The sequence below is a fragment of the Aliiglaciecola lipolytica E3 genome (genome assembly GCF_000314975.1).
Lineage (GTDB): Bacteria > Pseudomonadota > Gammaproteobacteria > Enterobacterales > Alteromonadaceae > Aliiglaciecola > Aliiglaciecola lipolytica.
In genome coordinates this window covers 47,522-64,860 of the sequence record NZ_BAEN01000021.1, presented here as the reverse complement: position 1 = coordinate 64,860, position 17,339 = coordinate 47,522, and the positions used below count along the sequence as shown (strand labels likewise).

Annotated in this window: 18 protein-coding genes; 5 read left to right on the top strand and 13 right to left on the bottom strand. The window is 41.7% G+C overall.

The features are described 5' to 3' along the window. Positions 1-80: 80 nt before the first annotated feature. On the top strand, positions 81-2,096 hold the full coding sequence (gene mnmC / locus GLIP_RS03960; protein WP_040521817.1) for a bifunctional tRNA (5-methylaminomethyl-2-thiouridine)(34)-methyltransferase MnmD/FAD-dependent 5-carboxymethylaminomethyl-2-thiouridine(34) oxidoreductase MnmC: 2,016 nt from the start codon (positions 81-83) through the stop codon (positions 2,094-2,096). A 2-nt stretch (positions 2,097-2,098) separates the two neighbouring features. Here mnmC and GLIP_RS21280 read toward each other — a convergent pair whose 3' ends face one another. The 6 genes from GLIP_RS21280 to GLIP_RS03930 form a co-directional block, all read right to left on the bottom strand. Beyond that, a complete protein-coding gene (locus GLIP_RS21280; protein ID WP_008843278.1) occupies positions 2,099-2,830 on the bottom strand; it encodes a FlgO family outer membrane protein in 732 nt (243 codons plus the stop codon). Positions 2,831-2,834: 4 nt separating this feature from the next. After that, entirely contained in the window at positions 2,835-3,581 is a 747-nt protein-coding gene (locus GLIP_RS03950; RefSeq protein WP_008843277.1) for a FlgO family outer membrane protein, read from the bottom strand. Positions 3,582-3,596: 15 nt separating this feature from the next. Beyond that, entirely contained in the window at positions 3,597-4,217 is a 621-nt protein-coding gene (locus GLIP_RS03945; RefSeq protein ID WP_226992177.1) for a FlgO family outer membrane protein, read from the bottom strand. Between the two features lie 183 nt (positions 4,218-4,400). Further along, complete coding sequence (locus tag GLIP_RS03940; protein WP_008843275.1) at positions 4,401-4,679, bottom strand: YfcL family protein; 279 nt, start codon at positions 4,677-4,679, stop codon at positions 4,401-4,403. A 38-nt stretch (positions 4,680-4,717) separates the two neighbouring features. Continuing rightward, positions 4,718-5,848, bottom strand: a complete 1,131-nt coding sequence (locus GLIP_RS03935) for an ATP-NAD kinase family protein (RefSeq protein WP_008843274.1) — start codon at positions 5,846-5,848, stop codon at positions 4,718-4,720. Further along, a complete protein-coding gene (locus GLIP_RS03930; protein ID WP_008843273.1) occupies positions 5,845-6,393 on the bottom strand; it encodes an elongation factor P hydroxylase in 549 nt (182 codons plus the stop codon). Before GLIP_RS03930 ends, GLIP_RS03935 begins: the two co-directional genes overlap by 4 nt. Before the next feature lie 284 nt (positions 6,394-6,677). On the opposite strand from GLIP_RS03930, the gene GLIP_RS03925 reads away from it, so the two are divergent. Genes GLIP_RS03925 through GLIP_RS03910 form a run of 4 tightly spaced genes read left to right on the top strand, consistent with a single transcriptional unit; the run spans position 6,678 to position 9,764 of the window. Further along, the gene (locus GLIP_RS03925; protein ID WP_040521815.1) at positions 6,678-7,415 is read left to right on the top strand and encodes a sugar-binding protein; all 738 of its coding nucleotides are present in this window, start codon (positions 6,678-6,680) and stop codon (positions 7,413-7,415) included. Positions 7,416-7,422: 7 nt separating this feature from the next. Further along, on the top strand, positions 7,423-8,124 hold the full coding sequence (locus GLIP_RS03920) for an FFLEELY motif protein (protein WP_008843270.1): 702 nt from the start codon (positions 7,423-7,425) through the stop codon (positions 8,122-8,124). 2 nt (positions 8,125-8,126) lie between these two features. Next, positions 8,127-8,594: an acyl-CoA thioesterase gene (locus GLIP_RS03915; RefSeq protein ID WP_008843269.1), complete on the top strand. Its 468-nt coding sequence runs from the start codon at positions 8,127-8,129 to the stop codon at positions 8,592-8,594. Between the two features lie 24 nt (positions 8,595-8,618). Continuing rightward, positions 8,619-9,764, top strand: coding sequence for a retropepsin-like aspartic protease family protein (locus GLIP_RS03910; protein WP_008843268.1), 1,146 nt, complete (start codon positions 8,619-8,621; stop codon positions 9,762-9,764). Between the two features lie 6 nt (positions 9,765-9,770). Here the strand turns inward: GLIP_RS03910 and GLIP_RS03905 are convergent, their stop codons facing one another. The 7 genes from GLIP_RS03905 to aroC all read right to left on the bottom strand — a co-directional run bounded on the left by GLIP_RS03905 (position 9,771) and on the right by aroC (position 17,336). Beyond that, on the bottom strand, positions 9,771-10,580 hold the full coding sequence (locus tag GLIP_RS03905) for a hypothetical protein (RefSeq protein WP_153886261.1): 810 nt from the start codon (positions 10,578-10,580) through the stop codon (positions 9,771-9,773). Positions 10,581-10,805: 225 nt separating this feature from the next. Continuing rightward, a complete protein-coding gene (locus GLIP_RS03900; protein ID WP_008843266.1) occupies positions 10,806-11,990 on the bottom strand; it encodes an ABC transporter permease in 1,185 nt (394 codons plus the stop codon). A gap of 2 nt (positions 11,991-11,992) precedes the next feature. After that, entirely contained in the window at positions 11,993-13,150 is a 1,158-nt protein-coding gene (locus GLIP_RS03895) for an ABC transporter permease (RefSeq protein ID WP_008843265.1), read from the bottom strand. After that, positions 13,147-13,836, bottom strand: coding sequence for an ABC transporter ATP-binding protein (locus tag GLIP_RS03890; RefSeq protein WP_008843264.1), 690 nt, complete (start codon positions 13,834-13,836; stop codon positions 13,147-13,149). Before GLIP_RS03890 ends, GLIP_RS03895 begins: the two co-directional genes overlap by 4 nt. Before the next feature lie 13 nt (positions 13,837-13,849). Then, entirely contained in the window at positions 13,850-14,905 is a 1,056-nt protein-coding gene (locus GLIP_RS03885; RefSeq protein ID WP_008843263.1) for an efflux RND transporter periplasmic adaptor subunit, read from the bottom strand. Positions 14,906-15,045: 140 nt separating this feature from the next. Beyond that, on the bottom strand, positions 15,046-16,233 hold the full coding sequence (locus GLIP_RS03880) for an MFS transporter (RefSeq protein WP_008843262.1): 1,188 nt from the start codon (positions 16,231-16,233) through the stop codon (positions 15,046-15,048). 5 nt (positions 16,234-16,238) lie between these two features. Then, complete coding sequence (gene aroC, locus GLIP_RS03875; RefSeq protein WP_008843261.1) at positions 16,239-17,336, bottom strand: chorismate synthase; 1,098 nt, start codon at positions 17,334-17,336, stop codon at positions 16,239-16,241. Positions 17,337-17,339: the final 3 nt, after the last annotated feature.

Here is a 17,339-nt window from a genome sequence, read left to right as displayed (position 1 = left end):
ACCTAAAAAACACTATTCTAGTGACAAAATACTGCAAAATTATCCTTAATTGCTATTTAACAACAGAAAAAGGTCACCTATTGAACATTTCTCCCGCCAATATCACTTATAACAATCAAGGCACTCCCGTGGCGGAAGATTTTGACGATGTCTATTTCTCTAATCATAACGGCCTTGAAGAAAGCCGTTACGTTTTTCTTGAAAAGAATAATTTGCCCCAAGCTTGGACAACACACCCAGACAGAAGTTTTGTCATAGCAGAAACTGGATTTGGCACTGGCTTAAATTTCTTAGCTACATGGCAGTCCTTTGAACAATTTCAAACAAAGGCTCAGAATTTACAACTGCACTTTATTAGCTGTGAAAAATATCCAATTGCAAAATCTGATTTAATCACCGCGTTGGCTAAATGGCCAGAACTTAGTCATTACTCAGAGCAACTGATTGCTCAGTATCCAGATTTGTTTGCAGGCTGCCATCGCCTAAGTTTTGCACACGGACGCGTGACACTAGATCTTTGGTTAGGAGAAGCCAGTCAGGTTTTCTTGCAGATGCACAATCAAGCCAACGGTTACATAGATGCTTGGTTTCTAGACGGTTTTGCGCCAAATAAAAACCCACAGATGTGGAATACCACGCTATTTCAACAAATGGCCAGATTAAGTAAGCAAGGGGCAACGTTTGCCACTTTTACAGCAGCCGGAATAGTTAAGCGTGGATTGTCTGAACAAGGGTTTATAGTGAATAAAACGAAAGGATTTGGACATAAACGAGACATGCTGATTGGGCGCTTTGAGCAGCCAGATATTGAGCGTAACACTGCACGTTATTTTCAACGACATGGAATTTTAAAAACATCTTCAAAACCAGCCAAGATAGCAATAGTTGGCGGTGGCTTAGCGGCGGCGAACTTAGCCATGTCTTTGGTGCAAAAAGGCATCGAAGTGACCGTGATGTGTAAAGACTCAAGATTCGCCCAAGGAGCATCGGGTAATCCGCAAGGTGGTTTTTATCCACAGCTAAATGCAGAAGCAAATATTTCAAGTCGAATCCAAGCACTCGCATTTGGATTTGCCTCAAGAAGGTATCATCAATTACTTGACCTTGGTTACGACTTTGCGCACCAATGGTGTGGCGTGTTGCAAATCGGATTTAATCCTAAGGTGATAAAACGGCAACAGGCCTTATTGAACAATAACGTCTGGCCTGACTCCCTAATTGAGTACGCTGACGAAACCCACGCAAGTCAAATTGCCGGTGTCGATTTACCTTATGAAGGACTATTTATCCGCCAAGGTGGATGGTTGAGTCCGCCAGAGTTAGTTAAGGCGATGTTCAAATATGCGCAACATCTTGGGCAATGTAAAATCAATCTCAACTACTTTGTGACAGAGATTTTTAAACAAGACAAACAATGGATAGTGAACGCCTCTGCCCCTGAAAAAGGGCAGAATAATAGTTTTGATGCGGTTGTTGTCGCCAGCGGTTCAGATATACAACAATTTTCCTTTTGTGATGCGATTCCGTATCAATTAGTTCGAGGACAAGTAGAAGCGCTGCCATCTCAAGCGCCCTTGCAAAACCTGAAAACCGTTTTATGTCACAAAGGCTATATGACACCCGCCATCGACGGATTTCATGCATTGGGCTCTACTTATGTAAAACAAGATACCAGTTGTGCGTACAGGAAGGACGAACAAACTACCAATTTAGACATGCATAAAAAAGCGCTCGCTAACACGTCTTGGGCAAATGATATTCGTGGTGACAATAAAGGACGTGCAGCGATTAGATGTTCTCTACCTGATCATCTTCCAACTGCGGGAAGCTTATTTGATAAGCAAATACAAACAGCTCAGTACAAAGATTTATACAAAGCACTACCGCTGCAAAAATATGAGGTTGCCGACGATTTGGGCGGTTTATTTGTATTAGCCGGTTTAGGCTCCAGAGGATTGACCACAGCTCCTTTGTTAGCCGAATTACTTGCATCGCAAATCTGCAACGAGCCTTTACCGCTAGAAAGTCAGTTGTTAGACGCGCTCAACCCTAATCGCTTTTTGATTAAAAACTTAATCCGGCGTGTAGAGCCCTAAGCTTATTCGCCTACCAGCACATACTGCGGCTGCAATGATCTCACAACAAAGTCTGGTACTAATAAAGACGCGCTCGACACCACCACTTTTGAACTGGTAGATATAATACGCGCATTGACTCGAACACCTTTTTCACTGCGAATGAGGGTGCCGGACAGAACGTAATCTAATTCTAGTTGTCGAGACAATCGACCTGCCTCACGACTAAACACCATATCACCACTTGCACCAACGCCAATATGACTAGTGGTTTTAAAATCAATAACCTGAACGCCAAAACTTTGCACCTCTACAATCAACATTTCAGCTAGTTGATTACCTAAAATCGTGGTTTGTGTAAGGCTGTTATCTAAATTCACAAAAGACGCAATGCCCACTTTGCTTGAGGTGTTAAGTTGTCGCCCATTTCTAACCAATTCCATCGTTAACTGCTCGGCATAATCCGCCAAAGATTTATGACTAAACGAAGGTTGGTATAAGGTATTTGGTGCGCGATAAACAGCGACTGGCTGATTATTGTCATTCGCTTGTTTTGCAATTAACTCTTTAGGTTCGGCCCGATAGCGAATACCGGTATCAGGCTTTTCTAGCTTTTCTGTCGTATCTACCGTTTGCGGAGTGTGTTTTTCAGGAGCAGAAAACCAATCCACGAATGACGCACCAGATGATGCACAGCCGCTTAAGAATAAACAGACAGCAACGGACAAGATTGGCATATTTGATGTGCACTTCACGGTGTTACTCTCCTTGGGTCAACTGCACACCATCAACCATATTGTGTTCACTTGGCAATAGTGCGTCCACCACATAAAACGGCATTAACATCTGCGCACTTGCCACCACGGCTTTACTTTGTAAACCAAGAATCCGTGCATTCACGATGTAGCCACCTTGATGCTTGGTTAAGGTGCCGGTAAGAATATATTCAATGGGCGTTTGTTCGGTCAGTTCTAAAAAGTCCCTGCTTAACAAAAAATCACCCTGTTCAGTTACACGAATATAATCCGTCGCTTTAAAATCGATGACTGGGATACGAAACTTATGTAATTCATGCATAAATGACTCGGTTAACTGGAAGCCAAGCAAATTTGTGCGTTGCAGATTACTGTCTATTAACGCAAAGTTAGTAACCCCAACCGGCGTCTTATCAGTTAAATATTCCATGTTAGAAATCAGATCCTGCGTCATATTCTGAACATAGTCGCCCACATGTTTGGTCATAATACGTGAGTTATTCCCGCTGCCATTTCCGTACAAAGCGTCTGCTGGTTCGCTGCCATATAAATCATTTTGTTCAGTGGTTTGATTATAATCCGCAGATAAATAGGCGGGATCGGACATGATATTCACCACATGCATTTGCGGAGCTGCTCGATTGTCAGATTTGCGTTGAGGTTTGTCTGAATCCTGTTCGCCGAACAAAGGCATATTAGCACAGCCTGACAAGATCAAAACCATAGCCAAAGATAATGTTAGTTTAGTCACTTAAGACTCCTTTAATTACGAATCAGTGCGATAGAGCATGCCACCTCGCGTGGTGACTTTTTCTCGTTGCCAAAACAACTCTGCCGGAAAAAATTTAGTCGCAGAAGCGACAACATCTTTACTTTCCACATGAACTATTCTCGCATTTACTATCGCCCCTTCTTGTTGTTCCGTTATAGTCCCGGCGATGTAAAAATCGACATTTTGCAAAGGTGCTAGTCGGGAAACGTCACGACTCAACGCATATTCTGCTTCTTTTGTTATTAATATATCGTTTGTGATCTTATAGTCTTGAGTAATAAATCCACGACGGCTCGCTTCTGTCACCATTCCCTCAGATAATTGATGCCCTAGAAGCCGTAAAGGGTGCTGATGATTTTTATCAAATTGTAGATTGGTTACTGGCACAAAGCTGACAACTGCGTAACGATAATCACGGTTGGCACTCACCCTCGAAAACAACTCGTTGGCCAGCAATGAGGTGTGATATTCAACGTTGCCTAAAGCAGGTACTGACTCTTCGTATTGCACTTGCGGTTGATATTCAGATTCTGACAGAGCGGTACATGCACTAAGACAGGCAACTAACCCTAACCATAAACTATGATATATTTTTTGGATTTTAAAATTTTTCACACGCAATACTCTTTGCAATAACGTCTTCATTTATGAGTATTTGCAATATTCGAGCCACGTAAAAAACACAATTGACGACAATGTGGCTAGCCTCAAAACAGGCTGTCTAAGTTATTTTTGATGATGAGGAACGGCAATCAATGACCTTAAAGCGGCAATGTTTTGACGAGACGTAACAAAACACTATGCATCCAATAATGATTGCCACAATGTCATGACTTTTTTCTGATCTTCTGGCTCAAGTTCGTTTTGAGCAAAGGCGTCATTGAGATTGTTAGTTAATAAAGCATCTAGCGTGGCAACATCGGCTTTTTCACTGTTTAACGCTTGACTGGCTATCAACGAAAAATGGCCATGCAAATAACTCGCGATAAACAACTCGTCGTCAGTACCAGAGTCTACAACTTGATCTAATTGGGTTTCTGCTTGTTGAATAAAGTGTTCTAGTGGTTGCTGTGACACGTAAAAGGATTCCTGTTTTGAGTATTGATATGATGAGTTTAAGATTCAGCAATAGGATATAAAACTTGGTCGCGGTAACCGGTAATCACCGGTATCAATCCGGCTAATTCTGCATCTAAGTGCATATCGCCAGAATCACTAATGAGAGGCCGACCTTGGAGTGATTGTATTTTACTTTTAGTCGCCACCACACATATATTTTGTCGACCAACGGCTCTTAAAACAGCTGGACTTAGTTGCTGATTACCGCGCCCAAATAGGTGCCCCTGCCCTCCTATTAGGGTAATAACTAACTTGCTGGGAGTTTGCTCAACATAATTTAAAATGTCGTTTTCAGTCGCATCTTGGTGAACTAATTGTTGATTAACAACAAGATCAACACCTAATAACGTATTATCTAGCCCTAACTCTTGCATTATCGTGGCAACGGTTGAGCCCGAACCCATAACAAACACGGTCTCAGGTAATTCTTGCATCATCTCGATGATTTGCGCAGCAATATCAATTAACACTAAATTTTCAGATTCTTTGCCGCCCATTTTTACCGCTTGAATATAACGCAATTCCGTTGGCACGCGCATTTCACCATAGTATTTTGCGTTCACTTTACCTTGTCGAAACTTATCTTCATCAATGTCTTTAACCTCGGCTTCACTCAAACTCACGATTTCGCCTTGGATCAACATTTTCACGACTCGACCTGCTGATTTCGGTGTGATCGCATACACACCTGAATGAATTTTACAGCCGGCTGGCACCCCTAAAACTGCGACTTGATCAGCTACTATGTCATAGATATTTCGCGCAGTGCCGTCGCCACCAGCAAATAAAATCAGATCGACTTGAGCATCCAATAATTTCGCAGCCGTATTTTGGCTATCGATGGCCTCAGTTTGATCCGGATCAGTTTGATAGACAACTTGCGTATTGAAGCCCATTGAACGACTTAAATCTTCGCCCATTTCTCCAGATGCCGTATAAATTTCAATATTTTCATGCAATGAGGCTATTTCTTCCAATGCGAGACGGGTCTTCGCATTAGCCCGCTTTTCAGCCCCCATCGCTAATGCCTTTTCACGGATTTCTTTGCCATCACTGCCTTTTAAAGCTAATGCGCCGCCAATACCAGCAAAAGGATTAATAATAAGACCTAATTTAAATGTTCTCACGCAATGCGCCTTTGGACAGATGATAAAGATGAAGCACACATGTTTGCGGTTAAGTCGACCTGATAGAATGCGGCCAACGCATTTAGCATAATTTGCGCTCTAGGAGGAAAACCATTGCGCTGGTATTCATTTAATTGCTGAAAAACATTACTTTGAAACGCTGCCCTATCAGGTTGTTCACCATTGAGGTTGTCTGTGCTGACTTGAAACGGCAGGTTTGCCGCAAGGCTAAATGCCCATTCAATTGCCTGGGGTTTCAATTCAACTTGCTCAAATTCTGCTTGTTGTTGTTTGTTACGTCCATCGGGACAATACCAATAGCCATAGTCTTCTAACAATCGCCTTTGTTTACCGGCAATACACCAGTGCGCAATTTCATGTAAACCACTGGCAAAAAAGCCATTAGCGAACACAATTTGATGATAGTCACAGTGCTCGTTGGCTGGTAAATAGATTGGTTCACTTTCGCCTTTTACCAGTTGGGTATTCTCACTTTTCTCAAAGCATTGATTAAACAGTTTTATGAGGTCGCGATAATGATGCACAAACTACCCGTTACACTAGATCTTATAGTATGGAGATTATTGGATAAAACAAACTGCCAAGAAATTCGACACGCCCAACGACACAAATCCACTTTCTACAAATATTGAATATAAAAACGCATTGTAACCAATTGCCACTGGGTAACTCAACATTGACCTATTGTTCTTTTTGCCCCAGAACTGTTTAGCATATTAATCTTGCCAAAATCGCAATAATTAGCGGTTGTCAAAAAAGCAGCTTTAAGACAAGCTATGATGTAGTTAAGTCATTTAGAGAGCTGAATATGTTTATCGATCGCAGGAAAATGCTCATGGTGCTGGCAATAGTGTTTTGCAATGCAAACGTGCTGGCTATTGATGTTGCCAAAACGGAAATAGCGCCCGTCATTGATGGAATCGATGATGACCAAGTCTGGCAGAGAGCAAAATGGCTTCCGCTAGAACATATTATTCTTGGCGGGCCTTTAGATGAGCAGGATTTTCAGGGCAAATATCGCTTGCTTTGGGACTCAAACAAACTCTATTTACAAGCTCATATCGAAGATGATCGTTTAGTTGATTTTAATGCAGACCCTCTACTTAATTACTGGGATGACGATACGTTAGAGGTATTTATCGATGAAGACGCATCAGGCGGTAACCACCAATACACTTACAATGCGTTTGCTTATCACATTGCATTGGATAACCAAGTGGTTGATATCACTCCTGAACGCTCCCCAGCATTATTTAATGAGCATATTGAAAGTCAATGGCGACGCGATCCAAATGCACCACATAAGGTGATTTGGGAAGTGGCCATTTCTCTTTATGCGGATAATTTCACAGCTAACAAAACAAATACTCCCGTAACTCTTTATAAGGGAAAAAAAATTGGCTTTATGTTGGCCTATTGTGACAATGATAACAGTAACACGCGCGAACACTTCATAGGTTCAAAAGACATACAAGCCGTTAATGGTGATAAAAACCGCGGCTGGATAGATGCCAGCGTATTCGATACATTAATTTTGGGTGAATAAATAATCAATGACGATTCTTCTGGATAACATAATTCAACATCTCCATCATGCTAATGAAATGCATGAGCACACACTGAAAGTTGACTTAACAGACGCATTAAGGGAATTACAGGATTGGCAAACAAAGCGCCTTTTAGCTACCCATCAAGATCTGTGGGAAAGTAAACGATTCCGCCCAGCAATGACGTTTTTCATTGATGAATTGTATGGCCCTAAAGATTTTAGTCAGCGCGACCAAGAGTTGGCGCGCGTTGTCCCTAAAATGGCGAAGATTATTCCCAAACAAGCTCTGGAATCATTAGAGGCGGCACTGAGGTTAAACAGCCTTTCCTTAGAATTGGATATCGCTTTAACCGAACAGCTCGATGGAAAAACGATTTCGCGTGAAACATACGCGATGGCCTATTGTAAATGTGAAAATCAAGCGCAACGGGAAGAACAAATTGTACTGCTTGAGAGGCTCGGTGTTGATTTGGCAGACGTGGTCAAAATAAAAGGTATTTCAACGTTATTAATGCTGTCGCGCAAACCTGCAAGAATGGCAGGTGTTGAAAGCCTCCATCAGTTTTTAGAATCCGGTTATAAATCATTTAAAAAGTTAGGCAACGTGGATGACTTTATTCAGCCCATTGTGTCCCGAGAGAGAGCGCTTAAAAATGCTTTATTTGAGCAGAAACGTCCTAACCCTTTACCTGAGTTTAAAGCCTAGATATGCCTAACGAAAAGCCTATTACAGATACATATGCATGGTTGTTACCCACACCGCACATCATGAAATGGTCTGTGACGCCTGAGCAAATAGATCACTATAACCATGTCAATAATGTGGCGTATGTATCACAGCTAGAACGAGTTTCTTGGTCACATTCGATGTCACTGGGGCTAACCATAGAAATATATCAACAGTTAGACCGAGGTATGGCCATAAGTAAACATGAAATTGAATATCACGCCGCCGCATTGTTAGGTGATAATTTACTATGTGCAACCTGGATTATTGAATGTGATCGCAGATTAAAGTTATCTAGAAAATTTCAATTTATTCGCGAGTCTGATGGAGTCACAGTCTTAACCGCTCGCACGGATTTTGTATGTATCGCGTTGTCATCTGGGAAACCTAAAAGAATGCCAGAACCATTTAGAGATATTTATGGAAAAGCTTGTTTACCTAGCGCTTAGTTTGTCGCTTAAGGCAATCGGTTAATGGCTAAATATATTGCTATATTTGTTTCTGCTTGTTTGCTGGCATCAGTGCTATTAAATCTATTTTTTTGGCAGCAACTAACACGGTTGAATTCGTCCACTAGTTCGGTATCGAATTCGGATGTTAATTTACCGCAATTAACCTCACCTGAAACTCAATACACAAATACAACCAAGCAAAATAAACCGGAAACTTTCGAAGCCCCCTCAGAAGAAGATAATCAACGATATCAAAAAGCAATTTATTGGATTAAACAACAAATTGCTGCTGGCGAGTTGGTTGACGCAAAAGATGCGATTCAAGCATTTCTGAGAAACGAGCCTCAGAACATTGATTATTTGTTGCTCGAGGGACAACTGATTGCCAAAACAGCTCCTATTAGTGAAGTGCTTGCACATTATTATTCGTTACTTGATCTGCCTTTAGAAACAGAACAGAAAGCGCAAATACTTGGATTAATCAATGAACTAACAAATACCAATATTAATAAATTAAAAGCCATTCGTTCATGGGATGTTCTAGCAACATTTCTTGAACCCCTTTGGCAGTTTGATCCAACTCGGCGCTCAATTATCGTATCGTTGGCAGAAGCTTACGCATATCAAAATCAAGAGTTTTTAATGGAAAACGTGTTGGCTTCACTGCAACAAGGAGATATGGATGCTGCCCGTATTAGGCAGATTTTAAAACAACAGGGAACGTCAACAGCAAGTACTGAACCCATTGAAAAAGACGAGCCGCAGCCAGTTGATTACGAACGCTCAGTTAAATTACGTCCACTCGGCGATCATTATACTACTCCGGTTTTATTCGGCAGAAATAAACAAGAACTGATGTTAGACACGGGGGCAACAACAACGGTATTAACGTCTGAGGCGTTTGCAAATATATCGCGTAGGACAAGTTGGGAATATGTTGGTACTTATAAAATAAACACGGCAGGTGGTTTATTGGATGCGCCAGTGTATCAGCTAAAGCAGGTCTTTTTTGCGGGCTTTCGTTTGGACGATGTCGCCGTTGTGGTTTTACCAATGCCTGAATTTGACTATGCCGATGGCTTATTAGGAATGAACATATTACGTCAGTTTGATTTTAAGATTGATCAACAAAATGATCTTTTGTTGTTAAACCGAACACTACGCTAACGTCGCTTAAAAATTAATTTCGATTTCTTGTTCATCTTGCATCAGTTGAAAATCTGAAATACGGTTTTGGATGGCAAAATTACGTAACGTCAAGGTGATCCCCTGACCTTTCATGTTGCCGCTAGATGGTTGAAACGAACACAAACTCAATAACTCTTCAAATTCATCGTGTGGCCAGAAATAACACTGCTTAAACCCAGTTAACAATAGCGCATGTCCGTTTTCAGTTCTCACAAAGTGCGTTTTGGGGGTCACTTGTAGATAATCAAAATATGCTCTAATTAACGCCGAAGATTCACCACGAGTAGGTAAATTAGCAATCAACGAACTTAGTCTTAGCTCACTGTTATTATTTTTAGTGAGGTTTTGCAGTTGTTGAAAGCTTAAAGGATTTCCGTATTTTACTATCGCTTGTTCAACCGTTTTATTGTAAACCGGCAGAATATCCACGTAGCGGCTAGCAACACGATAGGTTAATGAAACTTGGTTAACGAATCCCAGATCTTTGTCAAAATGCAACGACAAATTCTGTAATAGTTCAGACTCTAAGTAAGGTTGTGTAAAGTGTATGTCTACTTTTTCGCTGCGATTGCCACCAGAAATATATTGGATTGCACCACCTTTTTCGATTAGGTTTAAAGCGCGTTCCAATACATTGTCACCCACTCTCACACCACGAATATCCATTTTGGAATACACTTCCAAATCCAAATCAGAGTCAAACCGAGTTAAACTAGACAGGTTTTTGTCCGCTTGGGCAAACGCATTCAATACTAAAAATGTACTCGCAATACAGATACTTCGAATCATAATCAAACAACACACTCTGGGTTCATTGTATAACGCAATGACTTTGAATTAATTAATAGAGTATATACATAAGTGAAGACAAAATGCAGGTTTGTATAACACAGCGCCTTGGTGTGGAACTTTTCGCATTTGTAATTGAAATCTTAAAACAGCTACAACCCCCTATTCCCAGCGGTTAGCAATGAGAATAGGAGGTAAGTTTCCGGCTACTAGAAAATAACCTATGAAATGCTAGCGGCCATTTTGAAACGCAATGACCACCGGCAATCTTGCCGCACGCCAAGCCGGAAATAACCCACTGATAAATCCTATCACTAATGCCATAGTCGCACCTTGCAGGAATAAATCGGAGGTTAACTGAAATTGGAATACAACTTGGGTGAAACTACCGCCTAAAGTTGCTGCACTCAAGCCATCGAAAAAGATAAAGGCAGCAATAGAGCCTAATATTCCACCAATGACAGATAACACCAAGGCTTCGGTTAATGTGCCGATAAATGCCGAAATATGGCTAAACCCTATGGCTCTAAGTGTCGCGATTTCTCCTGCCCGATCTGACACAGAGGTATACATAGTGTTAAGCGCTCCAGCCAAAGCGCCAAGCGCCATAATGGTAGAGATAACGCGTCCGAATAACGCCATGTAACTCAACCCTTTACTTTGTTCAGAGAAGTAACTTTTTTCGCTTTGAACATCTTGGTTGAGTCTAGGATCATTTTCTACAAAAGCTTTAATTGGCTCGATTTGATCTGGTGAAGTTAATTTGGCTCTAACTGATTGATAGCTGCTTCCACGGTTATATAAGCTCTGAATTACTTTTGCATCTGCCCACAGTTCACTTTCAAATACATTTCCTCCGGTAGTAAACACACCGACAACGGTCCAAACGTTTTTCCCTGAACGAATTTCATCTCCCAATTCAAACCCTGCAAACTCATCCAGTATGCCCTGCCCGACAATTAATTCATTGGTCCCTGTTGAATACATACGCCCTTGAGTTAACTTGAAGTTTTCGCGCAATGCTATGCCTTGTTGGTTAATCCCACGTAACGGAATATTGGCTTTGGTTTGACTACTCTTTTTTACCCCATCAACAATCACGTAAAGTTCAGGAGAAATGATAGGCCCGTTTTCGTTTGATGCTATGCCCGGTGCATTGGTTAAGATATTGACTTGCTCATTGGATACAGTGCTGTTGAGTTCTGCAGCCGAACTTACCCTTAAGAAAAAAGCTACGTCATCACTACCCGCACTTTGCATAGTGGTTTCAAAACCTTTCGCCATCGCCAGAAACGCTAATAATATCGCCACCACTACTGCACTGGCGAAGACCATCGCCGCAGACATCCAAAAACGACGCGGAAGACTGCGCACATTCATCATGATAACTGCACTACTTTGTGAAACTAAACTCATGCTTATGCCCCTTGAAATCCAGTGACGATATTAAGTCTAAGTGCGCGTATAGCCGGCACAATTCCGGTAATTAATCCCAATAACAGCATATAACCCAAAGCTTGCAATACGATACCTTGGTCGAGTACTAAGTTTGGTAAAAAGCGCGCCATGGCTTCGGAAGCGCCTTGCACAATAACAAATGCAGCTCCTAACCCAAGCAATCCGCCGATAAACGCTAGCAAGCATGATTCGATTAATATCATTTTGAAAATACGGGGCGAAGAAAAACCTAAGGTCTTAAGCACGGCAATTTCGTTAGTTCTCTCACGAATAGCTAAAACCATTGTGTTTCCGACTACAACTAGAATGGTGAAAAATGCCATAAACACAACACCAAAGATGATAAGGCCAATATTCCCAATCTGTTCAATGAATGCTTTGTTAAATGCCGCTTCAGTGCTAGTTTCTGTTTCCGCTGCTGAATTGGCAAAGTTTGTATCAATGGCATCAGACACTTGCTGATTTAACGCCGAATCTGTCGTGGTCAACATTAACCAGCCAACATTGTCACCGCCCCAAGTTTGCGTTTCCATAAAATACTTGTGATGAAAAACGATATATCCGGTATCGGTTTTTTCATCTTTTGCTGTGAAAATACCATCCACCTGTAATTGCCACGTTTGTGTACCATCTTTGTTGGTGAAAATATTCGAAGACATTGGAATAGTATCCCCCACTTTCCAATTAAACGTTTTAGCCATTCTTTCGCCAACTATCACGCCTCGTTGATTGTTTTGCCATTGTTTCAGTTGAGCTTCAGGTACCACTAACTCGTCATAAACCGTGAAATAAGTCGTCGGGTCAACGGCCATTGTCACCACCTGATTTGCTGGTTCTTGATAAAACCCGCCAAACCAATTGGCGTAGCTTACATCTTTAACCCCTTCGATATTTTTTACTTTATTTACATAGGCAAAAGGTAGAGGTTGCGTAAAATTAATTTTATTCGCGGTAATCAGTCGGTTATCAGCTGACATTTCCACGCCAGCATTTAGCGCACCTTGTAGCGCGGTAATTGCGCCGAAAATGAGAAAGGCAATAAAAATGGCAAAGCAAGTTAAAAAAAGTCTGAGTTTTTTGCGAGTGAGATTCTTATAAATCAAATAGAGATCTTTCATTTCGCCTCCAGAACAAATTCACCTTTATCTAAATGCAAGGTGTGTTTCGCATATTTTGCGGCTGACGGATCGTGGGTCACCATTACAATCGTTTTACCAAACTCTTTATTTAACAGCTGTAAGGTTTCGAGAATTTCATCCGCTGTTTTCCGATCTAAATCCCCAGTAGGTTCATCACACAACAACAGTTTAGGGTCAGAAACAACGGCTCTGGCAATGGCGACTCGCTGTTGCTGACCGCCGGACATCTCGCTTGGCATATGTTTAGCTCTATCATCCAAGCCCACTAATTTAAGTGCATTTTGCACACGCTGAGCACGTTCTTTGCTGCTCATATTAGTCAGTAACAGTGGCAATTCCACATTCCGAAAGGCATTTAGCATAGGCATCAAATTATAAAATTGAAAAATAAATCCAATGTTATTTGCGCGCCATTTTGCCAACTTACCTTCACTTAAATTATCAATTCGTTGGTTATCAAAACTCACTTCACCACTTGAGGGTTGATCGACACCTCCTAGCATGTTCAGTAAAGTCGTTTTGCCTGACCCAGATGGGCCCATAATGGCCACAAAGTCACCTTTATTAATTTGCATATTGAGGCCGTCAAAAATGCTGATTTGTTCTTTCCCTTTTACAAACTTCTTGGAAACGTTAACTAAATCAAACAACACGTCTTCACTCATTTTATTCTCCTAACTATTTTTGAAAGGCAACTTTGACACCCATGTCGGGCAATATTTTTGGATCTGCTTGTTCTATTTTTATTCTCACCTGCACTGTCGCTTTTGCTCTATCAGCTGTGGGAATAATGGCAATGACTGAAGCCGGAATGATCCAATCAGGATAGGCATCCAACTGCGCTTCTACCGGTTGTCCTGGGTATACTCGGCCGATAAACGACTCATTGACATCCACTTCAATTTCTAAAGATTCCATGTCGACGATAGTGCAAATACCGGTTCGGGTAAAACCGCCACCTGCTGAGCTTGGAGCCACAATTTCGCCGGGTTGAGCAGCTTTAACTGTTACTACGCCGGAAAATGGCGCGCGAATAATGTGATCATCTAACCTTTCTTGCTGACGGCGTACCTCGATATTTGCGACATGCAGATCCGCTTTAGCACTTTCAATGTTAGCTTGTAAGCTATGCATCTGCGCTTGTGCTCTGGACTTTTCTGCTGCACTTGAAAACGTATTTGTCATTACTCGCTTGTGATTGTCTTGTGCGTCGTTAAGATTTGCTTGGATACTATTGATTCGCGCTTTTAATACATCCAGTTGCGCTACTGCCAACTCATAATTTGTTTTTGCTAGGGTATTATCTAACCTTGCAAGTATTTGACCTTCTTCTACAGAGGTTCCTTCTTCAATAGTGACTTCTGTTATCAGCCCCATAATTTCCGCTGACACCGTAGCCATTCGTCTTGCAGTGATATATCCGGAAGAATTCAGGATGGCAGTATTTTCCGTAGTTGCTGGAGAAGAAGGGTTTGCTTTATCCAGATTAGCATCGCCAGCTTGTTTATTTTGGCTTGGCGCTTTAGTGGTTTGTATTGCGGAGTTTTGTCCAGAACCAGAGGGGGGATTTATTTGTTCACTGCTGCCCTTGGCAAATTCCAATGTGGCCCATACTGAAATAATCACAACCACTATCAGCAGCAGAATTACCTGCCACAACGTAAAACCTTTGGGCTGTGATTCTTCAACACGATCAATTTTAAGACTTTGTAATAACTCGCTTTTATCCGACACGTAAATTATCTTCCATAACTGTATCTTTATAGTATTGGCACTAATTGCACCGACACGTTTATTTATTGTACAGGTTTAGTTTGGCACAAATAATTTAAATAGAAATAGGCTAAAAGTCACTTTTAGGTGAAACAGGAATGTTACCGAGTCATTTCTTTTCCCTTCACTGCCAATAAAAAAGCACCAGAAACGAGTGCAGTCAGTGCAGAAAAAACAAACGCATTGTATGCGCCAGCTCCTTGTTGCCAAAGGTAGCCAGAGACGTAATTCCCCACAGCTCCACCGATACCAAAAGAAATACTGATATACAGTGCTTGTCCGCGGCTTTGGAAGGCTTTACCAAAATATTCATGGATAAATTTTATTGCAGCGGCATGATGTAAGCCAAAGCTAAAAGCATGCAAAACCTGACTCAATATCAACACCCACAGCCACTCGGCGGCATCAGCCAGTACGTACCATCGAACTGCGGTCAATATTATGCTGGCAAATAACACCCATTTAATCCCGAACAATTTCATGAGTCGGCCAGCTACCAAAAAAATGCCGATTTCAGCTGCTACAGCTAACCCTAGCAAAATACCCGTCGTTTGCCCGCTATAACCAAGATCACGTGTATAAAGTGCGAAAAAACCATAGTAAGTCCCAAAACTCACCTGCAAAAATATGGCGCTGAGCATAAATAATATAAAAGGTGTGGTTTTGGCTTTTCCCCAGATGCTGCTTTGCGAAGATGAGTGAGCAGAATCGCTTTGATTTTCACGAATAAAGAGTGTGGATATAAATAAACATAGGAGGACAACCGCGCTGATAAATATCGGAGCTTCTGAGGAAGTAAAATCAATCCCCACCCCGGTAATGACCGTTAATACAATAAAGCCAACGCTGCCCCACAATCGAATAAGACTATAACGACTAGGATCACTTGCAACACAGTTGAGAGTTAATACTTCGAGTTGAGGTAACACAGCAGTCCAGAACATCATCATCAGCCCAAATGCGAATGTTAATCCCCAGAATCCATCAAGCCAAAATACACAACAAAAGGTGGCGAATGTAAGGAAACTGCCGAGCCGCAGAATAGATAAACCTTTGCCTGACTTATCTGCCATAGAGGCCCATAAATTAGGCCCCAATATTCGCGCAATGGTGATGAGAGCGAACAACTCACCAATTTGTTGTGAGCTAAATCCACGCCCATCGAGGAATATGCCTAAATACGGCACCAGTATCCCTAACTGCCCAAAATAGAGCAGATAGGTAATACCCAACAAAATCAAATTTACACGCGAGCTCGCCTGATTAATACTTGCACTATCAGCAGGCAACTGAATTAAGCCTGCCCGGGTATAATTGGCGTTATTGATGTCACATCGGCATTTTGGCCACGATGACGCAGTAAATGGTCCATCAACACAATCGCAGTCATAGCTTCTGCGATTGGTACGGCACGAATACCAACACAGGGGTCGTGTCGACCTTTGGTAATAATTTCTGCTGCTTGACCGTGAATATCAACAGAATCACCCGGGACACTAATACTTGAAGTAGGTTTGAGTGCTAAATGTACCACGACATCTTGTCCTGACGATATGCCACCTAAGATTCCGCCAGCACGATTTGTTTTAAATCCTTGAGGGGTTATTTCATCGCGGTGCTCACTGCCTTTTTGTTCTACAACAGCGAAACCATCGCCTATTTCAACGCCTTTTACCGCGTTGATCCCCATCATTGCCGAAGCAAGGTCTGCGTCTAAGCGGTCAAATATTGGCTCACCTAAACCGACGGGCATATTTTTAGCGACGACGGAAACTTTTGCACCAATGGAATCCCCAGCTTTAATCAAATCTCGCATATAAGCATCAAGTGCATCTAATTTAGTTTCGTCAGGACAGAAAAAAGCATTCGTATTCGTCACACTGTGATCGATACTATCGATTTTTATCGGCCCCAATTGGGACAGATAACCATGAATTTCGATACCGTGAACTTGTTTTAAATATTTTTTAGCTATTCCACCCGCAGCAACACGAATAGCAGTTTCTCTAGCTGAAGAACGACCGCCGCCGCGATAATCACGTAAACCGTATTTTTGTTGATAGGTGTAGTCGGCATGCCCGGGACGAAATGTATCTTTGATTTTTGAATAATCCTGGCTACGTTGATTCGTGTTGTTAATTAACAAACCGATACTTGTACCTGTGGTTTTACCTTCAAAAACACCAGATAAAATTTGTACTTCGTCACCTTCACGTCTTGCCGTAGTGTAACGAGACGTGCCAGGCTTTCTGCGATCTAAATCAATTTGTAAGTCAGCTTCACTTATCTCTAAATTCGGTGGGCATCCATCTACAATGCCGCCAATTGCAATACCGTGACTTTCACCAAAAGTGGTCACTGTAAAAAGTTTGCCAAAAGTGTTTCCAGCCATGTT

Coding starts and splice junctions, on each gene's coding strand:
- GLIP_RS03925 (WP_040521815.1), top strand. CDS start 6,678: ATGTTTATCGATCGCAGGAAAATGCTCATGGTGCTGGCAATAGTGTTT.
- GLIP_RS03920 (WP_008843270.1), top strand. CDS start 7,423: ATGACGATTCTTCTGGATAACATAATTCAACATCTCCATCATGCTAAT.
- GLIP_RS03915 (WP_008843269.1), top strand. CDS start 8,127: ATGCCTAACGAAAAGCCTATTACAGATACATATGCATGGTTGTTACCC.
- GLIP_RS03910 (WP_008843268.1), top strand. CDS start 8,619: ATGGCTAAATATATTGCTATATTTGTTTCTGCTTGTTTGCTGGCATCA.
- GLIP_RS03900 (WP_008843266.1), bottom strand. CDS start 11,990: ATGAGTTTAGTTTCACAAAGTAGTGCAGTTATCATGATGAATGTGCGC.
- GLIP_RS03895 (WP_008843265.1), bottom strand. CDS start 13,150: ATGAAAGATCTCTATTTGATTTATAAGAATCTCACTCGCAAAAAACTC.
- GLIP_RS03890 (WP_008843264.1), bottom strand. CDS start 13,836: ATGAGTGAAGACGTGTTGTTTGATTTAGTTAACGTTTCCAAGAAGTTT.
- aroC (WP_008843261.1), bottom strand. CDS start 17,336: ATGGCTGGAAACACTTTTGGCAAACTTTTTACAGTGACCACTTTTGGT.